This window comes from Companilactobacillus nantensis DSM 16982, assembly GCF_001435815.1.
Taxonomy (GTDB): Bacteria; Bacillota; Bacilli; order Lactobacillales; family Lactobacillaceae; genus Companilactobacillus; species Companilactobacillus nantensis.
In genome coordinates this window covers 33188-51893 of the sequence record NZ_AZFV01000001.1, presented here as the reverse complement: position 1 = coordinate 51893, position 18706 = coordinate 33188, and the positions used below count along the sequence as shown (strand labels likewise).

General features: G+C 36.2%; 12 protein-coding genes. 8 read left to right on the top strand and 4 right to left on the bottom strand.

From position 1 onward, the window contains the following. Window positions 1-18: 18 nt before the first annotated feature. Together mvaD and mvk are read right to left on the bottom strand one after the other, a co-directional pair. Complete coding sequence (gene mvaD / locus FD31_RS00210; RefSeq protein WP_083483532.1) at window positions 19-984, bottom strand: diphosphomevalonate decarboxylase; 966 nt, start codon at window positions 982-984, stop codon at window positions 19-21. After that, a complete protein-coding gene (mvk, locus tag FD31_RS00205; RefSeq protein WP_147007274.1) occupies window positions 977-1927 on the bottom strand; it encodes a mevalonate kinase in 951 nt (316 codons plus the stop codon). The genes mvaD and mvk overlap by 8 nt, the downstream gene beginning before the upstream one ends. A 102-nt stretch (window positions 1928-2029) precedes the next feature. Between mvk and FD31_RS00200 the strand changes: the two genes are divergently transcribed. From FD31_RS00200 to FD31_RS00175, 6 genes are all read left to right on the top strand, one after another. After that, the gene (locus tag FD31_RS00200; protein WP_057890748.1) at window positions 2030-5527 is read left to right on the top strand and encodes a PD-(D/E)XK nuclease family protein; all 3498 of its coding nucleotides are present in this window, start codon (window positions 2030-2032) and stop codon (window positions 5525-5527) included. Further along, entirely contained in the window at window positions 5520-9215 is a 3696-nt protein-coding gene (gene addA, locus FD31_RS00195) for a helicase-exonuclease AddAB subunit AddA (RefSeq protein WP_057890747.1), read from the top strand. The genes FD31_RS00200 and addA overlap by 8 nt, the downstream gene beginning before the upstream one ends. 5 nt (window positions 9216-9220) lie before the next feature. Then, the gene (locus tag FD31_RS00190) at window positions 9221-12031 is read left to right on the top strand and encodes a helicase C-terminal domain-containing protein (protein WP_057890746.1); all 2811 of its coding nucleotides are present in this window, start codon (window positions 9221-9223) and stop codon (window positions 12029-12031) included. 134 nt (window positions 12032-12165) lie between these two features. After that, the gene (locus tag FD31_RS00185; protein ID WP_057890745.1) at window positions 12166-12645 is read left to right on the top strand and encodes a cell wall elongation regulator TseB-like domain-containing protein; all 480 of its coding nucleotides are present in this window, start codon (window positions 12166-12168) and stop codon (window positions 12643-12645) included. Window positions 12646-12851: 206 nt separating this feature from the next. Then, on the top strand, window positions 12852-13475 hold the full coding sequence (locus FD31_RS00180) for a DnaD domain protein (RefSeq protein ID WP_057890744.1): 624 nt from the start codon (window positions 12852-12854) through the stop codon (window positions 13473-13475). Next, window positions 13475-14131, top strand: coding sequence for an endonuclease III domain-containing protein (locus FD31_RS00175; RefSeq protein ID WP_057890743.1), 657 nt, complete (start codon window positions 13475-13477; stop codon window positions 14129-14131). Before FD31_RS00180 ends, FD31_RS00175 begins: the two co-directional genes overlap by 1 nt. Window positions 14132-14288: 157 nt before the next feature. On the opposite strand, the gene FD31_RS00170 is transcribed toward FD31_RS00175, so the two are convergent. Next, window positions 14289-16742 (bottom strand): transglycosylase domain-containing protein, encoded by a 2454-nt coding sequence (locus FD31_RS00170; protein ID WP_057890742.1) that lies wholly within the window; start codon window positions 16740-16742, stop codon window positions 14289-14291. After that, window positions 16739-17374, bottom strand: coding sequence for a Holliday junction resolvase RecU (gene recU / locus FD31_RS00165; RefSeq protein ID WP_057890741.1), 636 nt, complete (start codon window positions 17372-17374; stop codon window positions 16739-16741). The genes FD31_RS00170 and recU overlap by 4 nt, the downstream gene beginning before the upstream one ends. Window positions 17375-17441: 67 nt before the next feature. Here recU and FD31_RS00160 point away from each other — a divergent pair, with 67 nt between their 5' ends. Together FD31_RS00160 and gpsB are read left to right on the top strand one after the other, a co-directional pair. Continuing rightward, complete coding sequence (locus FD31_RS00160) at window positions 17442-17993, top strand: SLOG family protein (protein ID WP_057890740.1); 552 nt, start codon at window positions 17442-17444, stop codon at window positions 17991-17993. A 43-nt stretch (window positions 17994-18036) separates the two neighbouring features. Continuing rightward, complete coding sequence (gene gpsB / locus FD31_RS00155; protein ID WP_057890739.1) at window positions 18037-18705, top strand: cell division regulator GpsB; 669 nt, start codon at window positions 18037-18039, stop codon at window positions 18703-18705. Window position 18706 lies beyond the last annotated feature (1 nt).

The window sequence follows — 18706 nt, the reverse complement described above, 5'->3', positions numbered from 1 at the left end:
CATACCTTTCAATTTGTATCAGACGTATTGAATACCAGGACCAATGTTGGCCACAACGCATGTTACGTCTGATAATTGTTGTTCGATGTATTCTTGAACCAATGCGAGCGATTCTTTCGTACATATAATTTTAACATTTGGACCGGCATCAATTGTAGCATACGCAAAGATACCTTTTTGCCGTAATTCCTGAATTAGTTGAATAATTCGAATTGTTTCGGGGGCAAAATATGTAAACGAAGGATCGGCTGAAAGCGTTAAAGCGTGCATACTCATCGCATTGTGTTCGGAAATCTCACCGATTTTTTGAAGATCTTTTTGAGCAATTGCTTGCTTAATTTCTTTTATCTCTGAAGTCACCAGTGTAACCCAATTTGGATAAAAAGGGGAGGTTTTTACGCTATTTTCCATTCCGACCGTCGAAGAAATCTTTTTACTATGCTTGTTGATTACCACCGAGAGTAATGATAAATCAATTTCAGGTGTTTCATCTATAGGCACAGCAAAAGAAGACTCATTGTCATGACCGGCCTGCCATTCTACAAAGCCACCATAGATTGAGCGACTAGCAGAACCAGATCCATTTCGAGCCAAGATAGATAATTCCCGGCGACTCAAATTTAATTGCTTAGTTTCACTAATAGCAGCAGCCAAGGCCGAAAAACCAGAAGCCGAAGAAGCAAAACCAGCTGAAGTTGGAACGTGATTGACGGAATCAATTTGAAAGTGATCATTAAACGAATAAAATTTGCGAACTGTTGTTAAATAATTGAGAATTCGTTTATTTTGTGAAGCATCAAGTAGTTTGTTATTTAAGTAAACGACATCTTGGTCAGAATCAATTATTGTTGCTTTAGTATCCGTGTAAAAACGGTCTAGTGTTAATGAAAGGCTATTCGTGTAAGGCAATTTTAATTGTTGATCTTTTTTACCCCAATATTTAATCAAGGCAATATTAGTATAGGCGCGTGCAGTTCTAGTCAATATCTGAGTCCTCCGCATAAATTGAAAGTGGTTGGATCCAAGTTTGTTCAGCACCAGCTTTAATCAAAGCTTTTTGGATCATCTGGGCATTTTTCAAATTTCTAGCCAAACAAATAATACAGCCACCACGACCACCACCGGTGATTTTACTACCAAGTGAACCAGCATGATTGGCCGACTCGATTAGTTTATCAGTTTTGGGGATGGCTAAATTTAATTTGGTCAAAATTTCATTGGCAAGTGAAAAGACAAGTCCTAATTGTTTCAAATTGCCCTTGGTTAAATATTCACTGGCTTTCGTCGCATAATCACCAAGTTGTTGCAAGTAAGCTCCAATTTTTTCGGGATTATCATCATACATAGTCCGAACGTCTGCAACAGTCTCTTTAGTCCGACCTTTAACACCTGAATCAGCAATTACAATAAAACCTTCGGAATTAAAATTGAAATGCTTTGGAGCAACATTTTTTCCAAATTTAATTGGATCTTCTGAACTTACTGTCAGTGCATCCAGTCCACTTGCTTTACCATGCGTAATTGTTTCTGATTTATTAACGTAATCTAATAGTGTCTGCTGATCAAGGTCTTTGTTAAAGCAATCAAAAAAGGCTCTCGTCATAGCTGCCGCAATTGCAGCTGATGAACCCATGCCTCGTTCAATGGGCAACCCGCTGTCGATACTAATACTATATTTAATTTGTTGTTGATTTAACTCCTGATCCAACAGGTCAATCAAATATTTGACCCCTGACAATGAATCCGGAATTTGTTCAATTTTTCCGGCATAATACTTTGAAATTAAAGAACTGTCGTGACTCTGTTTGATTTTAACAATCACGGGCGTACTCAAAAGGGGAATCGCGAAGGCAGGGTAGCCATAAACTACCGCATGTTCTCCCATAATAATTGTTTTGCCGTGACTTTTACCTATTCCTTTAAGCACATGCTCACCTCATATTCTCTAAGTCTTTATTTTATACATCTATTGCGCCGATTTCCACTTTCTTACAACTAACTATGATAGAATTTTTGCGGGTGATTAAAAATGACATTAAATTTTGTACTTGGTAAAAACCAATATGACCATCATCAAAAAATGATGGAATTGTTCCAAAATGATTTCCAAAAAGATCCAGATGGACAATTTTTCTTTCTTGTACCGAATCATATTAAGTTTGAATCCGAAATAAATATCCTCAAGTCGTTTGACCAAGGCGATGGTAAAATTGTTGCCACGAATAATGTTCAAACGTTTTCTTTCTCACGTCTAGCTTGGTATTTTTTGCGCGACAGTAGTGATTATAATTTAGAAACCTTAACGCAAACTAAATCAGCGATGTTATTGAAAGAAATTGTGCAGTCACATCAAAAGGACTTAAAAATTTTTAAACATATGATTGATAAACCTGGCTTTATTGACCAAATGATTTCACAATTCAATGAATTTTTAAATGGACAAGTTCAACCGGAAGATATCGGTGATGTCTTAGCACAAAATAAAACAGACGTCTTTGCTGATAAAATTGCTGAATTGAATTTGATTTATAGCGATTATCTCCAAAAAATTCAAGGTTATCAAACGAATGACTTTCAATTAAATGCACTAGCCGATTTTCTTAACCAGCGCTTAAATACTTCACATTATCACTTTTACATTGAGGGTTTCTCAACGTTCACAGCCGCTGAATTAAATTTGGTTAAAACAATGATTATTAACAGCCATGACCTTAATTTGTCGTTAGTTTTGATTGATCCTGATAATCAGGTGACTGATGATGCAGACTTTTTCTATCGTCCACGTCATACTTACCGGCAGTTGACTGAGTTTGCTAAGATGCAACAAATTCAAACAAAAAATATTTTGGCTAATAAAAAACGAATTAACGATGATTTAGGCAAACTAGAAGACTACTGGATTCAATCCAGTGGGACTAAACCAATTAAAGCTAGCACATTAGACAATAAAAACACGGTCCAAATTTGGAAGGCAACCGATAAACAGACTGAAGTCTCAGCTATTAGTTCCTATATCAGACGACTGGTTGCGCGACAAGATTATCGTTACAAGGACTTCTTGATTGTGGCTCGTAATTTGTCAGAATATGGTTCCTTTATCGAATCGTTCATGGAAAACAATGAGGTACCATACTTCATTGATCTGCAAAAAAAGATGGCTAATCATCCCTTCAAACGTCTCTTAGATTTGCTATTTGCCATTCATGATCGGGGGATGCAAGAAGATGATGTCATCAGTCTTTTGCGGACTGAATTATTAATTCCGGAAGAATTTAACAACGATATCAACAGTTTTCGCCAAGCAGTCGATTTAACGGAAAACTATGCACTCACAAACGGAATCACCAAACGTGGTTGGCTCGGTGATAACTTTAAACCAACTGTTAAATTAGATGTCAAAACTGATGCTATTCGTTTGAATGAGTTCCAACAAATAAATGTTATCAAAACTTTTATTAAGATGATTTACCAACAATTAAGCCGTTTCTTGGACGACCCCAAAGATTCAACTAGTTGTGCCACGTCGTTATATAGTTTTCTAACTAAAAATGGTGTTTTTGAAGAGCTCTTAAAGTGGCAACAACAGGCAACCGAACAGAAGAACTTAGCACTTGCTAATCAACCAGAACAAATTGTCAACTTATTCAATCAAATTTTAGATGAATATGTGACTGTTTTTGGTGATAAAACTTTTGATTCGAAAGATTTCATCAGTATTTTGGATGCTGCTTTTGAAAGTGCTACATATTCACAAATTCCATCGACGCTTGATGCTGTCAGCATTTCCGAAATCGGGATGATTCAACCTAATAATCGGCAAGTGACCTTCATTTTAGGCAGTACAACTGGCAATATGCCTGGAGCAACTGTCTCAAATAATCTAGTTACCGACGATGAACGAGGCTTTTTAAACGAAAGTTTAACCGATGGTAAGTTTTTGAAAGACTCTGATGAGGTCGTCAATAACGCTGAACCATTCTTACACGACATCACATTTACGACTAGTTCAACACGTTTGATTTTTACATATCCTAATTTGTCTGAAGATAGTAAGAAACAAGAACTTTCAAGTTATGTTAAACGGATTCAACAACATTTTGATTTAACGATTGAAGATAAGTTGGCTAATCCGGAAATTACTGAAGCTGATTATAATCACGTTTTAGAATACGTGGGTTCAAAGGCCTCAACGCTAAATTATTTGATTCGCGTTTCCCGAGCTGCTTTGGATAAACGTCTCGATATTCCGAAAGCCTGGACATATGTGAAGAATCAATTACTTAATCGGGAACCGACAGACGCTAAATTTGCTTTGAGTTCTTTAGAGTATCAAAACAAACCAGTAGCTTTGAATTCGGAAACTGTCAATGCTTTATATGGTGACAAAATTCAAGTTTCAATTTCACAACTTGAGACATTTTATATGAACGAATATGAGTATTTCTTAAAGTATGGGTTGCGCTTATATCCAAGACAACTTTTCGAAATCACTCCAGCCCAAACAGGTTCAATTTTCCATGCAGTTTTAGATGGCTTGGTTAAATATTTAACAAAGACAGGTAAAAACTTAGTTGACTTCGACGACAGTGAAATTAGTGCCTTGGTCGGGGATCTCTTCAAAGAACAAGCTGAATTACCGGAAAACAAAATTTTCAGAGCCTCAGATCGGATGCTTTATATATCCGACAAATTGCAGAGTACATTAGTTCAACTAGTTAAAAATATGAAATTGCAGTATCAACGTAATAAATTTGTTCCGAAACGTTCCGAAGTCACTTTTGGACGCTTGAATAACGAGGAAGACTTGCCATATATGATCTATCGTTTACCAGATGGTCATGAAGTGTATGTCCGTGGGAAAATTGACCGAATTGATGAGATGAATTTGGATGACAAGTCCTTCTTAACAATTATTGATTACAAATCGAGTGACCGTAAATTCGATTATGCGCAATTTTTGGATGGTTTGACAATGCAGATGCCAACGTATATTCAAAGCGTTAGCGAAAACTTAGATCGATTCCAAACTGGTAATAAAGACATTAAAATTGGTGGAGCATTGTACGAACACATCGTGAATCCATTTATTCAACTGTCGAAATCGGGAACACCATTGCAGCAACAAATTTTAAACAAGTTTAAACTACAAGGTATTTTGTTAAACGACGAAGACTTATTGGATAATTTCGATTTGGAAGCTAGAACAACTAAAGATAAGCGTTCGTCAAAATCCCCGGTTGTTAGTTTTGGTAAAAAAGATGTTATCACCGATGATGATCTCTTTAAGATTCTCAATTACAACCGTCATTTGATCAAAAATGCTGGAGAAAAGATTTACTCTGGTAAGTTGAATTTGAACCCTTATCGTTATGGGAAAAAGACAGCTTTACAATACAGCGATTACCGGCCAATCTTTGAGTTTGACGCAATGCTGCCCGAAAATGAGTATCACGATATTATTAATTACAACAAAGAAGACGTTTTAGATAAGATTGGTGAAATTTTGGAGGTGGAAGACGATGCCTAAATGGACCGATGATCAAATTAAAGCAATTGAAAACCGTGGGCATGATATTTTGGTTTCTGCTGCTGCAGGTTCTGGTAAAACAACGATTTTGATTGAACGAATTTTACGTGAATTAAAAGGTGATGCTGACCATCAACCAGAAGATATTGAAAATTTACTAGTTGTTACATTTACCGAGGCTGCTGCTCAAGAAATGAAAGAACGACTTTTGACTTCATTGAAGAAAGCCGTGGCCACAACCGATAATCCAGATATAAAACGACACTTACAAAAACAAATTTTCCATGTCCCAATGGCTAATATTAGTACGATTCATGCTTTTTGTTTGAGTGTTATCAAAAAGTTTTACTATGTGATCGACTTAGACCCTAATTTCCGTCTGTTAAGTGATGATACTGAACGCTTAATTATTCAAGAACAGGCTTATGATTTAATTCGAGATGCATATTATGGCAAAGGTGACGCTGATTTTATCAATCTAACGAACAATTTTACTAATGACCGCTCCGATGATGGGCTCAAAGACATTGTCTTTAAAACTTATGACTTTGCGATTACTAACCGTGATACTGATGCTTGGCTAGACAGTTTAGTTAAGCCATATCAATTTGAGAATAGTTTTATTGAAACTGATTTTTACCAAAATGAAATTATTCCTCAAATTAAACAAAGTCTTGAGGATTTACAACAATACAATGCTGAAGCAATTGATTTTGTTAGTACCGATGAGTTAGGTAGTACGTACTTACCAGTTTTTGATGAACGTGATGAAAAATTGGGTCAACTAGTCGAAGATTTACCAGGCTTATCTTTCGAAGAATTGCGGAATCGATTGGTCAACTTTAAAATCACTGCCAAGAAAGTCACAGTTCGTGCTGCTGACAAAAAAGATAAAGATACTAGCATTATGGATGCTGCCAAAGGCATGGGCGATGAATTTAATCGTCGCAAAGACAAAATTCTTGAATCATATTTCTTGCGTTCAGAAGCTGAAGTTAATCAATCGCTACGTGTCGCTGAAAAGTTGATCACCAAATTAGTCGAAGTTGAACGTCGTTTCATGAAGAAGTTTGCTGATTTGAAAAATAATGCTCATGTACTAGATTTCAGTGATTTGGAACACAAGGCCGTTGAGATTTTAACTGGTGCTGTTGATGGCCGCAAGATTGCTCAAGAATATTACCAAACTAAATTTCATGAACTAATGATTGATGAATATCAAGATGTTAATGAAATGCAAGACCGTATCGTTGATCTGCTGTCTTCTGAAAATAATCACCGTTTCATGGTTGGTGATATCAAACAATCAATTTACGGGTTCCGTCAAGCAGCACCACGTCTATTTACCGAGAAATATGACCGTTTCCAAAAGTCAGATAATGATGCGGAATTAGTTCAGCTATCAAAAAACTTCCGTTCTTCAAAAGCAGTTGATGATTTTGTTAACCAAATTTTCACTCGTATCTTTGATAAACAAATTGGTGATATTGATTACGATGAAAAAGCTAAGTTGGTAACAGGAACCAACTTCCCAGATTCAGTTGATTCTGTTAATGAATTTGATATTTATTTGGCTCCTAAAACTATTGCGGACGCAGCAACTAACCAAGTCGATGGGGAAGAAGACCTCAGTGATCAAGCAGAAATCAGCAAGCGTCAAACGTTAATTAGTGCAGCTGCTAAACGAATTCAAGCTTTGATTGACGAAGGCTTTGAAATCTATGATAGTAAAATGGATAAACCAACGGATGCTGAAAAAATTCGGCCATTGAAATATTCAGATATTGCCATTTTGGCTCGAACACGAGATAACAATACTGATATCGTGTCATATTTTTCAAAAGTTAACATTCCTGTCATGGTGACTGATGCGCAAAACTATTTCCAAACAACCGAACTCCAAATCATGATGGCAATGCTCAATATTGTCGATAATCCATACCAAGACATCCCACTGGTAGCTGTTCTACGTTCACCAATTGTCGGATTGAATGAAGAAGAATTAGCCGAAATTCGTTTAGCAGATAAACGTAATATGTATTACACAGCTATTCAGAAGTATTTGAATCAAGACGCTGACGAACATATTCAAAACAAACTCAAGTCGTTCTTACTCCAATTGGAAAGCTATCGTGATTTCTCCAATAAGAATAGTATCGCTCGTTTAATTTGGAAAATTTATCAAGAGACAGGTTTATTGGAGTACGTTTCAGGGATGCCAGGTGGAAAACAACGTGCAGCCAATTTACATGCCTTATATCAACGAGCCAATGCCTATGAAGAAAACAACTTCAAAGGCTTACACCAGTTCATTAGTTTTATCCAACGTATGCAAGACCTTAATAAAGATTTGGCTCAGCCTAACAGCATTGAAGCTAACGACGATACGGTTAAAGTAATGACTGTCCATGGTTCCAAAGGTTTGGAATTTCCAATCGTAATTTATTTAGATATGGATAAGAATTTCAATCTGATGGATGTTCATTCAAACACAGTCTTCGACGCACAACGAGGCATTGGGATAACTATTGATGACAATGATTCGAGATTGCAATATCGGACCATGCAACGCGGAATCATTAGTAATCAAAAGAAAATTTCGACTGTTTCTGAAGAGATGCGATTATTATACGTTGCTCTAACACGTGCTAAGCAAAAATTGATTATGTTGGGCTTTACCAAGAATGAAACGAAACTTTATCAAGACTTCGATAAATCATCGAATCATAATTTAATCAATTCTTCAGCTCGACTAGGTGCTAATAATTTCCAAAACTTAGTAGGGATGAGTACCGTAAATGGTGTTGATGAACGTGAATACTTTGATCCTGCAATTCAGTTACGTTTCCGCTTGATTCCTGTCGCTGAAGCTGCTAAGGATACACCGAAAATTATTATTCCCGAAACTAACGTTGAAGATATTAATCAAACATTCAAAGACTCAGTTGCTGGTATTTTGGACTTCAAATATCCTCACCAAGAAGCAGTCGAAACAACTGCCTATCAATCAGTTTCAGAAATCAAGGGCTTATTCGCAGATCCTGACGATGATAATATGGCGGAAGATTTATTTGCCGACAAGTCACGTTACAATTTAGGGTCTTTTGGTAAGCCACAATTTTTGACACAAAAAAAGAAGGTCACAAATGCGGAAGTTGGTAGTGCCACACATTTAGTCCTTCAAAAAATTGCAATTGATCAGACTCCAAAATTGGCTGATTTTGAGGAACTCGTCCAAGATTTAGTTAATCAAAAGTTGTTGACTGATGAATTAGCTGCAAAAATTGACTGTCAAAGTCTAGCCGATTTTTACCAAAGTGATTTAGGACAATTGATTGTTCAAAATCATGACCGGGTCAGTCGCGAATTTCCTTGTTCAATTTTAATGCCGGCTGAAAAGTTGTTTAAAACCGACGCTAAAGACTATTCCACTAACGATAAAATATTAGTTCATGGTATTATTGATGGTGTGATTGAATTGGATAGCGGAATAACGATTTTTGACTACAAGACGGATCATGTCACGGCTGAAAATCATGCAGCCTTAATTTCGAAATATTCCGGACAAGTCAATTTATATGCAGAAGCAATTTCTGCAATTAAAAATCAACCCGTGGAGGGTAAATATCTTTACTTCTTGAAGACTAACGAAGCAGTTAATCTTCAAGAAAACAAAGATGAGAGGTGAATGATTTGAAAAATTCTTACGCTGTTGTTGATTTAGAGACGACCAATTCTAATTGGCATGACAACGGGCGTATAATTCAATTCGGCTGTGCCCTTATCGAAAATGGTGAAATTACACATATTTACGATCAAAAAATCAATCCTAAAGTACCGATTCCTGGTCGTATTACAGCCTTAACTGGCTTGAGTGATGATGATGTTAAAGATTCACCAACATTTGAAGAAGTTGCACCTGATATTTTTAAACTTTTAAAAAATCGAGTTTTTATTGCACATAACGTGAATTTTGATTTGACCTTTTTAAATCGTGAACTTAAACGTATCGGAATGAATCAACTGAATGTCAAAGCAATCGATACTGTTGAATTATCGCAGATTCTCTTCCCAACAATCAGCAGTTACAAGTTACAAGATCTAACGCATTATTTGAGCATCGTTCACAAGAATCCACATAGTGCGAACAGTGATGCCCACGTAACCGCTGAATTGTTTTTAATTATTTTGAAACGAATCCAACAATTACCATTGGAAACATTACGGATGTTAACCAAGTTTGGTAAGAATACGATTCGTGAAACTAATCTGGTCTTTAAAACAACCTTAGAAGAACGCGAACAAATGGCTCGTAGTGAAGTACTACCTGCTTATTTGTTTGAGAAAAATGGCTTAGTCTTACGAAAAAAGGACTATCACGTCAGTGAACAAATTGATCATACGACCAAGTATCCTTTAACTCGCGAGGCCAAGAAAGAATTACTCGATGGCGTGCTAGATTATCGTGTTAACCAATCTAAACTAATGGATAACATTTATAAAACAAGCCAACATCGAGATAAGACCAAAAAGTGGAACTTGATTGAAGCTCCAACTGGTGCGGGTAAGACGTTAGGCTATTTATTGCCATTATCATATTTGGTCAACAGTGATCAAAAATTAGTCATTGCCACAACGACCAAAGTTTTGCAGCAACAAATTCTTGAACAATCGATTCCGTTATTGAATCAAGTTACAAACAATAATTATCATGCTGAAATCGTTAAGAGTAGTTATAATTTCATCGACTTAGACCGCTTTTACGAAGCACTAGATAATTATCGCTTGCACAGTCATACTGCTATTTTAAAGATGAAGATTATTGTTTGGTTGACGATGACGACAACGGGGGACTTGAGTGAGTTACATTTAACTAACTACAACAGTCCATTGTTTAGTATCATTCGCCATCGAGGTGAACCTAAGGAAAATACAGTTTTTAGTAACGATGATTTCTGGATGTATCAACAAAACCGTTACTTAGAATCAAAGATTCTTGTTACTAATCAATCATTCTTAGCTCGCCATTTGGACAGTCCTTTTTGGGGCGGTAATTCGTATTTAGTTATCGATGAAGCTAATCACTTTGCGGGTAGCTTGCGGGATGCCAGTTCACCGACAATCGACTTTTTGCAATTAAATGAATACGTTAAAAAAATTAGTGATATTTTGTATCAAAACCGAGTTACATTACGATACGCTTTTACGGAAGTTACGACTCAATTGTGGAATTATCAAGATCTCCAAAGTATGGAGACTCATTTTGAAGCAGTCGACGAACTGATGGAACGTCTTGAATACAACATTTTTGGTAACTATATTCGAAATAAAGTTCGATTTAAGGACCGGGAGGATTTTGTCTCGATTCTTGATAGTAGCAATGAATTTGGAAAAGATAATCCAGCATTGATTGAATTATTATCAGATTTAATAGTTGAACTATCCTTGATTTCTAATCGCGTTGAGACTTTGTTTGACCAATATAACTTCCAAAAGAACTTCATCTCAGTTGAATTATCGAAAGTGATTTCTAATTTAACAATTGAGAATAGTAAACTCCAAACTGTCTTGAAGAATCTTGATGAATTATTGCAGGCACTCCAAAGTGACGACGATAAGTTTGGGATTCAACTCGATATGCGTGATTATTATGATCCGAAAACTTTGAAAATGAGTTGGCGTCAATATGATATCCGGGGATTAATTGAGGATACCACCGATGAATTCAGCCAGATTTTTGCCATTGGAGCAGCTATAACGATTCAAAAAGATTTTTCACACTTCATTTTGGACACGCAGCTGAATCAAAACCAGATTAATCAAATGGTCATTTTGCCAGATACTAATAGTATTTCGAAAAACAGTAAAATATACTTACCAGCTGATTTACCAGATATCCAGTCACTTTCAAGTGATGAATATTTTGACATGGTGACAGCGTATATCGTTGATGTTTTGGATAATTTGGACCATCAGACAATGATTTTGTTCAATTCCTTGAATACTTTGAGTAAGGTCTATGAACGACTAATGAGTACTCCCGTGAAAGAAAAGTGGGAAATTTTAGCTCAAGGTGTTACGGGTTCCAATGAAAAAATTAAGAAGCGCTTTGCCATCGGCCAACGTTCGGTCTTACTTGGAGCCAATTCTTTCTGGGAAGGCGTCGATTTTCCTAAGAAGGTTTTGGAAATCTTGATTGTAACGCGAATTCCATTTGAATCACCTGAACAGCCTGATGTGAAGATCAAACAAGATATTTTGAAACAACAAGACATGAATGTCTTTAAGGTTGATTCATTACCAAATGCTATTCTTCAGTTACGTCAGGGATTAGGTCGCTTGATTCGAACACCAACTGATCGTGGAGTAATTCTCTTGCTTGACAATCGTATTTTGACTAAGAGTTACGGGAAAACTATTTTGGATTCATTGCCAAAGGGATTACCAGTTATTAATGAAGATATGGATTTAATTAAAAAAGATATAAATGAGTTTTTGAATTAGGCTGAAATATTGCTATACTATTTTTGTTAGTATACAGTCCTCGAAAACAGGAATTTCGGTTGCTATTTTCGAAGGCTAGTTAATTAATTGTTTTGAGTGTAATTAACCTTCAGTTAGTGAAAAAAGGAAGTATTATGAGTAGAAGCACAAAAATTTTATTAACCTTATCTCTAATCGCATTAGCAGTGGTTTCAGCGTTAACTTATTTGAATCTTTCATTTGCTCCGTATTCAAGTGCCAAATCACAAGCAAATGATATTGCCAAAGAAAAGGCGGGTATCGTCCAACCAGATTATTTTGGAAACTACACACGTGATAAGCAATATTATTCAGTAGGTGGCTTAACTAAAGGTCAAAAATATCGCTACATCATCATCAATGCCAAGAGTGGTAAAACTGATATTTTCAATAAAAATAATGCTCCCGTTCGTCAAACAGTTATCGATACCGTGGCAAGCAAGTATAATGCTAAGAAAATCTTACATATTAATCTTGGCTTGTATAAAAACAAACCAACTTGGGAAGTAGCTTTTCAAAAGAAAAATGGCAGTATCGGCTACAATCTAATTGATTTTCGAACAGGTAAGAGTATTCAAATTATTAATAATATTTAGTTATAATTTAGTCGGAAGTTGTGAGAGCTTCCACATGCCGTGAAGCAGGACAACACGGACGTGTTTTCAATTTCGAAATTTCGGTGCCAATCTGGCCTCACAGTATGTGGAAGCTCTCACAACCGGAGATAGCATTTTAAAATTTACTAAAAAAAGTCGAGATAAATTGTATTCTCGGGCTTTTTTTATTCACTGGAGTAATTAATATGAATGATGAATTATTTAATAGTTTCGTAGACAGTGGTAGCACTAACATCAACAATTTAATCCTCAAAAATTATCATAACTTGGGTATGACTGAAAAAGATTTAGTCGTTTATTTAGCTCTTTCCATGTACGCTCAAAAGGGAAATACTTTCCCTATGGCTAAAGATCTTGCTATTGATACAGGCATGGATGAGACTAGTATCTATGCCATCATTCAAGGCATGATCAAGTTAGGAATTATCGAATTAAAAACTGTGATTGAACACCATCAACAACGTGATATTTATTCATTGACACCAATTTTTCATCGGATTAAAAATTTGCTAAAACAACAACAAAATTCTAATCAACAAGATAAATTGATGTCAGACACTGAAGAACTTTTCAAAAAAATCGAAGTTGAGTTTGGTCGTCCAATTTCACCAATTGAACAGGAACAAATTCATCAGTGGATCGACGATGACCATTATAGTATCGACCTAATTGATCTGTCGTTACGTGAGGCTGTTTTGAATCAAGCTTATTCACTAAAATATATGGATCGAATCCTAATTAGTTGGGAAAAGAGTAATATTAAGTCAGCAGAACAATTACAAGAACGTCGAAAGAAGCTGGGATATTAATGTTAAAAGATGAGCAGATTGTCTGGGCAATTCACCAGATGGAAGAAGATATCGGGCCCGTTGGTCCTTCGTTGGATTCAAGAACACCATTTCAATATTTAGTATCAGTTATTTTAAGTGCACAGGCGACCGATGTTTCAGTCAATAAAGTGACACCAATTTTATTTGCCAAGTATCCAACTCCGGCTGACCTGATGAATGCAGATGTTTCGGACGTAGAGCAAATTATTAAGAGTGTCGGTCTATTCCACAACAAAGCTAGAAACATCATTAAAACGGCTCGTGTGGTTCATGAAGAGCTAAACGACATTGTCCCCGAGACCCGAAAGGGGATTATGGCTTTACCAGGTGCTGGTCGAAAAACTGCTAATGTTGTCTTAAGTGATGTTTTCAATCAAGCAACTTTTGCGGTTGACACACATGTATCAGCTATTTCCAAACGACTTCATTTTGTTGATCAAAAAGCCAATCCTTTACAAGTTGAAAAAAAGATTGTTAGTGTGATGCCAGCTGAAGAATTACATCAAGCACACCATACGATGATTGAATATGGTCGGAAGTATTCAATGAAACTTGATCCGGCCAAAGAAACAAATGCTTTGATTATTGAGTGTGATCGATTGAATGAAATTAACGAAAAAGAAATTGCCAATTAAATATGTCACCTCCAGAAACAAGAATATTAGTTTCTTTGTTTATTAACAAAGGTTTATAGGCTCAAGATTCTGGAGATGCATCAAGTGCAACGCGTTAACTAGTCTTAATCCATCAAAAAAAGGACTTCTCTAAACTAATTTAGAGGAGTCCTTTTAATTATTCAGTAGTTGAGGAACCATTGGTGCTAGCGCCACTATTGGTTGAAGAACCACCAGTGTTGCCAGTTGTTCCACCATCGGATGAACCACCGCCATTGGAACTATTGTCGCCGGTTGATCCAGTTGAGCCACCAGTATTGCCATTATTGCTTCCGGTACTACCGTTATTATTATTATTCGTTGTACCACCATTACTATTATTGGAATTTGAATTACCAGTATTAGTATTGCTGTTGGTATTGTTCTCAGATGTATTGGAATTACTATTAGTTGAATTCTCTTTATCTGTCCCAGTACCTGTTTCGGTACTGCCATCCGAACTTGTATCATTTTCTTCATCACTTGATTCAGAACTGCTACTTGAAGGACGACTTGTTGTTGCAGAGTTACTACTTGAACTTGAAGCACTGCTTGTACTGTAGTCAGAATCCTTATAAGGATTGTATGGTGCGTGACCCTTAACAAAGAGTTCTCTTGTATAGGTTGATGAACTAGAACTTGGCGAAGCTACTATTGGCGTAGTTGTGCTTGAAGTCTTAATCATCGCTGATTCAACTGAACTTGGCTTCTTCCAGTTAGGATTACTATTTGTTTGATTAGCTAAGTAACTCATCTCAGCTTTGTAGATTTTCCCAGCAACTTCTTGGTAAGTTGCGGAGATACCACTTTCGTTTGGTGAATCATAACCAGTCCAAACACTCATTGAATAATTCTTAGTAAAACCGTTATACCATGAATCCATTGCTGTACCACTTAATGCTGGGTTGGTAGCAATCGCTTCTGAGGAATAGTTGGTTGTACCAGTCTTACCAGCTTGGTGTAAGCCAGAAATATTAGCATAAGTAGCATAGGTTGCTGGAACACCTTTGAGCATGTCGGTAATCATATAAGCTGTTGAATCTTTCATAGCTTCTTTACCAGACTTGCTGTAGTTATGAACTAAACCGTCTGCTGTTTCAATTTTTGAAACATAGTATGGCTTGTAATAAGTTCCACCATTTGAAAAGGCTCCATAAGCTGAAGCACCTTGAAGTGATGATACTTTACTACCAATACCGGCTGATAATCCTTCATCACTACCAATAGTTATGCCAAGTTTTTTAGCAAAACCTTTAGCTTGAGTGAATCCTACAGCTGATAAAGTTCTAATAGCTGGTACGTTACGAGAGTTAACTAAAGCTTTTCTCATGCTCATTTGACCCTCGTATTGTTGGTCCCAGTCCTTTAGTTGAATATTTGTTCCAGGATAAGTATATTCCGTATCTTCAACTTGATGGAAAGTCGACCAGTTGAGATATTCAATTGCCGGAGCATAGTCCAAAATAGGTTTCATTGTCGAACCATTACTACGACCAGTTTGGACAGCACGGTTCAAACCGAATTGAATATCGCCTAAATTACGACCACCAATCATAGCTACAACTTTACCGTTATTAGGGTTAACAATTGAAGCCCCAACTTGCATCTTGGAATCAGGGAATTGCACGTAATTAGCTGAGTTAACGATATTGTAAAGACGTTTTTGTGCATCGTAATCCATATTGACAGTAATCTTTAAATTATCACGATATGGATCAAAGCCTTTCTTTTTAACTTCAGTAATAGCTTCCTTGATGTAAGGATCAGAGATGATTCGTTTGTTATTGTTACTATTGCTTACTTTCTTATATGGCTGTAAGCCGGTACTGATTGGCGTATTAATAGCTGCATCTGCTTGTGCTTTAGTAATCTTGTTATTATCGTACATAGCACGAATAACTAAGTCACGACGTTGCTTAGATTCAGTAGGGTGGGTATACGGATCGTAATTACTTGGCGCGTTAGGTAAACCAGCCAACATGGCCATTTCGGGTAATGTTAATTGTTTTAAAGTTTTACCATAGTAATACTTAGCTCCGGTTTCCATACCGTAAATACCGTTATTTAGATAAACTTTATTAATATAAAATTCAAGGATTTGTTGCTTAGAGAATTTTTGACTGACACGCATAGCCAGCCAAGCTTCTTGCATTTTACGTTTAAAAGTTTGATCTTTGGTGTCAGTTGAGAAAACAGTCAACTTAACTAATTGTTGCGTCAAAGTACTACCACCTTGTAACGTCCCTCGAGTTACGTTGTTAAAGGCTGACTTAGCAATTCGAATTGGATCGACACCAAGTGGTTCATTGTAGAAGTTCTTATCTTCAATTGAAACAACCGCATCCTGCATTGTTTGCGGAACTTTATCGATTGTTGCGTAATTTCTTTTATTGTCACCTAATGAAGCAATCGTCTTGCCGGATGAATCAACGATGGTTGAAGAACCACCACTTTGTAAATTCTCCTGACTGACTGCTGGTGCACTAAAAGCATAGTATATGAAGATAAACAAAAATATTCCGACTAAAACTGCGACAATTGACGCAATCCACTTAAAAATATTTTTGAAGGTGAAGATGCTTTTATTATTCATTGTTTCTCCTTCCCACTTTCTATTAGTTGTTGTACCGCATCAATATAGGGTAGAGTAGGATCATAATTAGCTTTGATCTCAATCGAACAATCGACAATATCTTGTAACTGAATTGATTTTGCACCCTCATGTTTTTGCGCATCCCAATGTTGAAAGAGGTTATCTGCTGGCATTACAAAATAGCGTTTTAACGTTACGTATTTTATAATAACAAAACAGATGCCACCTTGTTTTTGACACATCCGTAGATGATCAATTTGATGCTGGTGGAAATTCTTCAATGGAAAGGTATTTTTATTCTTAGTTTCCTTGGCCTCAAAGTCAACGTAATAACCATGATAAACGCCATTGTAATCTGTGGTAGAGGCTTGTCTAAAGTAGGCTTCCTTTATAACAGCACGACTTCGTTTCGGATAGTCGACTTTAACAATTTGAATTGGCGTTGGTTTTTTGTAAATTACGGCAACTTCGTGACTCCGATAATACTTGTTGCTTTCATTGATTTCTTCTTCCAAAGTCATCCCACGATCACCGAAAATAAGTTTCTTTTTAGCGGTCGTGTTAGTAGAAATCTTTGAAGAAGGTTTTGATGGACTGTTAAAAATTCGCCCATCGGGGTAGTTTATTTTCAAAATATCAACTCCTACTGTGCAAATTATACCATGATGGCAAAGATATTAATTCTTGGGGAGATTCTTTATGATTAAAAATTTATGGATCACTGGGTACCGCTCATATGAGTTAGGTATTTTTAAAGATAATGACCCAAAAGCAAAAGTAATTCAAGACTTTTTTGAGCAAAGGATTACCAACTACGCTGAAGATGGAACCGAATGGATCCTTACAGGTGCCCAGATGGGAACTGAGCAGATTGTTGGAAAAGCAGTTCAAGAAATCAAGAAAAAAGACTATAATATTAAACATGCGGCGATGTTACCATTCGCTGAGTTCGGTAGCCAATGGAATGAGACTAATCAGGCATTGTTAAATGTTTTTTTAAGAAATGCTGACTATGTCAATAAAATATCAAATATGAGTTATCATAGTCCTAGGCAACTGAAATTATGGCAAGATTTTATGCTAGAACATACTGATGGTGCATTGATTTTCTATGATCCAGACAGTGGCGGCAAGCCCAAGTATGACTATGAAGCCATTAAAGCCTATCAAGACCGTGGGAATGACTATCAATTGGAATTAATTGATTTTGATTCTATGCAAGATTTTGCTAATATGTTATATGATAGTTAGGTATAAGATAAATCGACAATAATTAACACTGGGGTGTTTAATAATGAACAACATGAATGGAATGAATCAACAAAATGGTAATGGTAACGATATTTCTTTGAATTATCAACCAAATGATATTTTACAAAAAGAATTCAAGACAAAGATGCGTGGCTATGATCCCACAGAAGTTGACCAATTCTTAGATGGAATTATCAAAGATTATGAAACTTTCTCAAACGAAATCAGTCAATTGAAGTCTGAAAATGATCGTTTAATGCAAGCTCGCAATGCTGGTGCTGGAAACACGGGTAATACTCAACCAAATTTTCAACAACCAAGACAAAATACTAATCGAATGAGACCTCAACAAAAACCTGCAATGAGTGCAACAGCTGAGGCTTCAACCAATTATGATATTTTAAAGCGTATTTCAAATCTTGAAAAACGTGTCTTTGGTCGCGATTTTGCTAATGGTCTACCTGAAGACCATGAAACTAAGCAATTTGCTTCAGCCGTTGTTCCAAATCCTAATAACATGAATAATCATGCAGGTGTTGAAAGTGGTCATACAGAAATTAATCCTGGTATGAACCAACAACAACCAATGAATAATGGTTTCAATAATCCTAATAATTTCCAAGCAAATCGTCCAATGAACAATGGTTCAAACCAAGGACAAAATAATTTTAATGGAAATTTTAATAATAATAACAATTTGAATCAATTTTAGT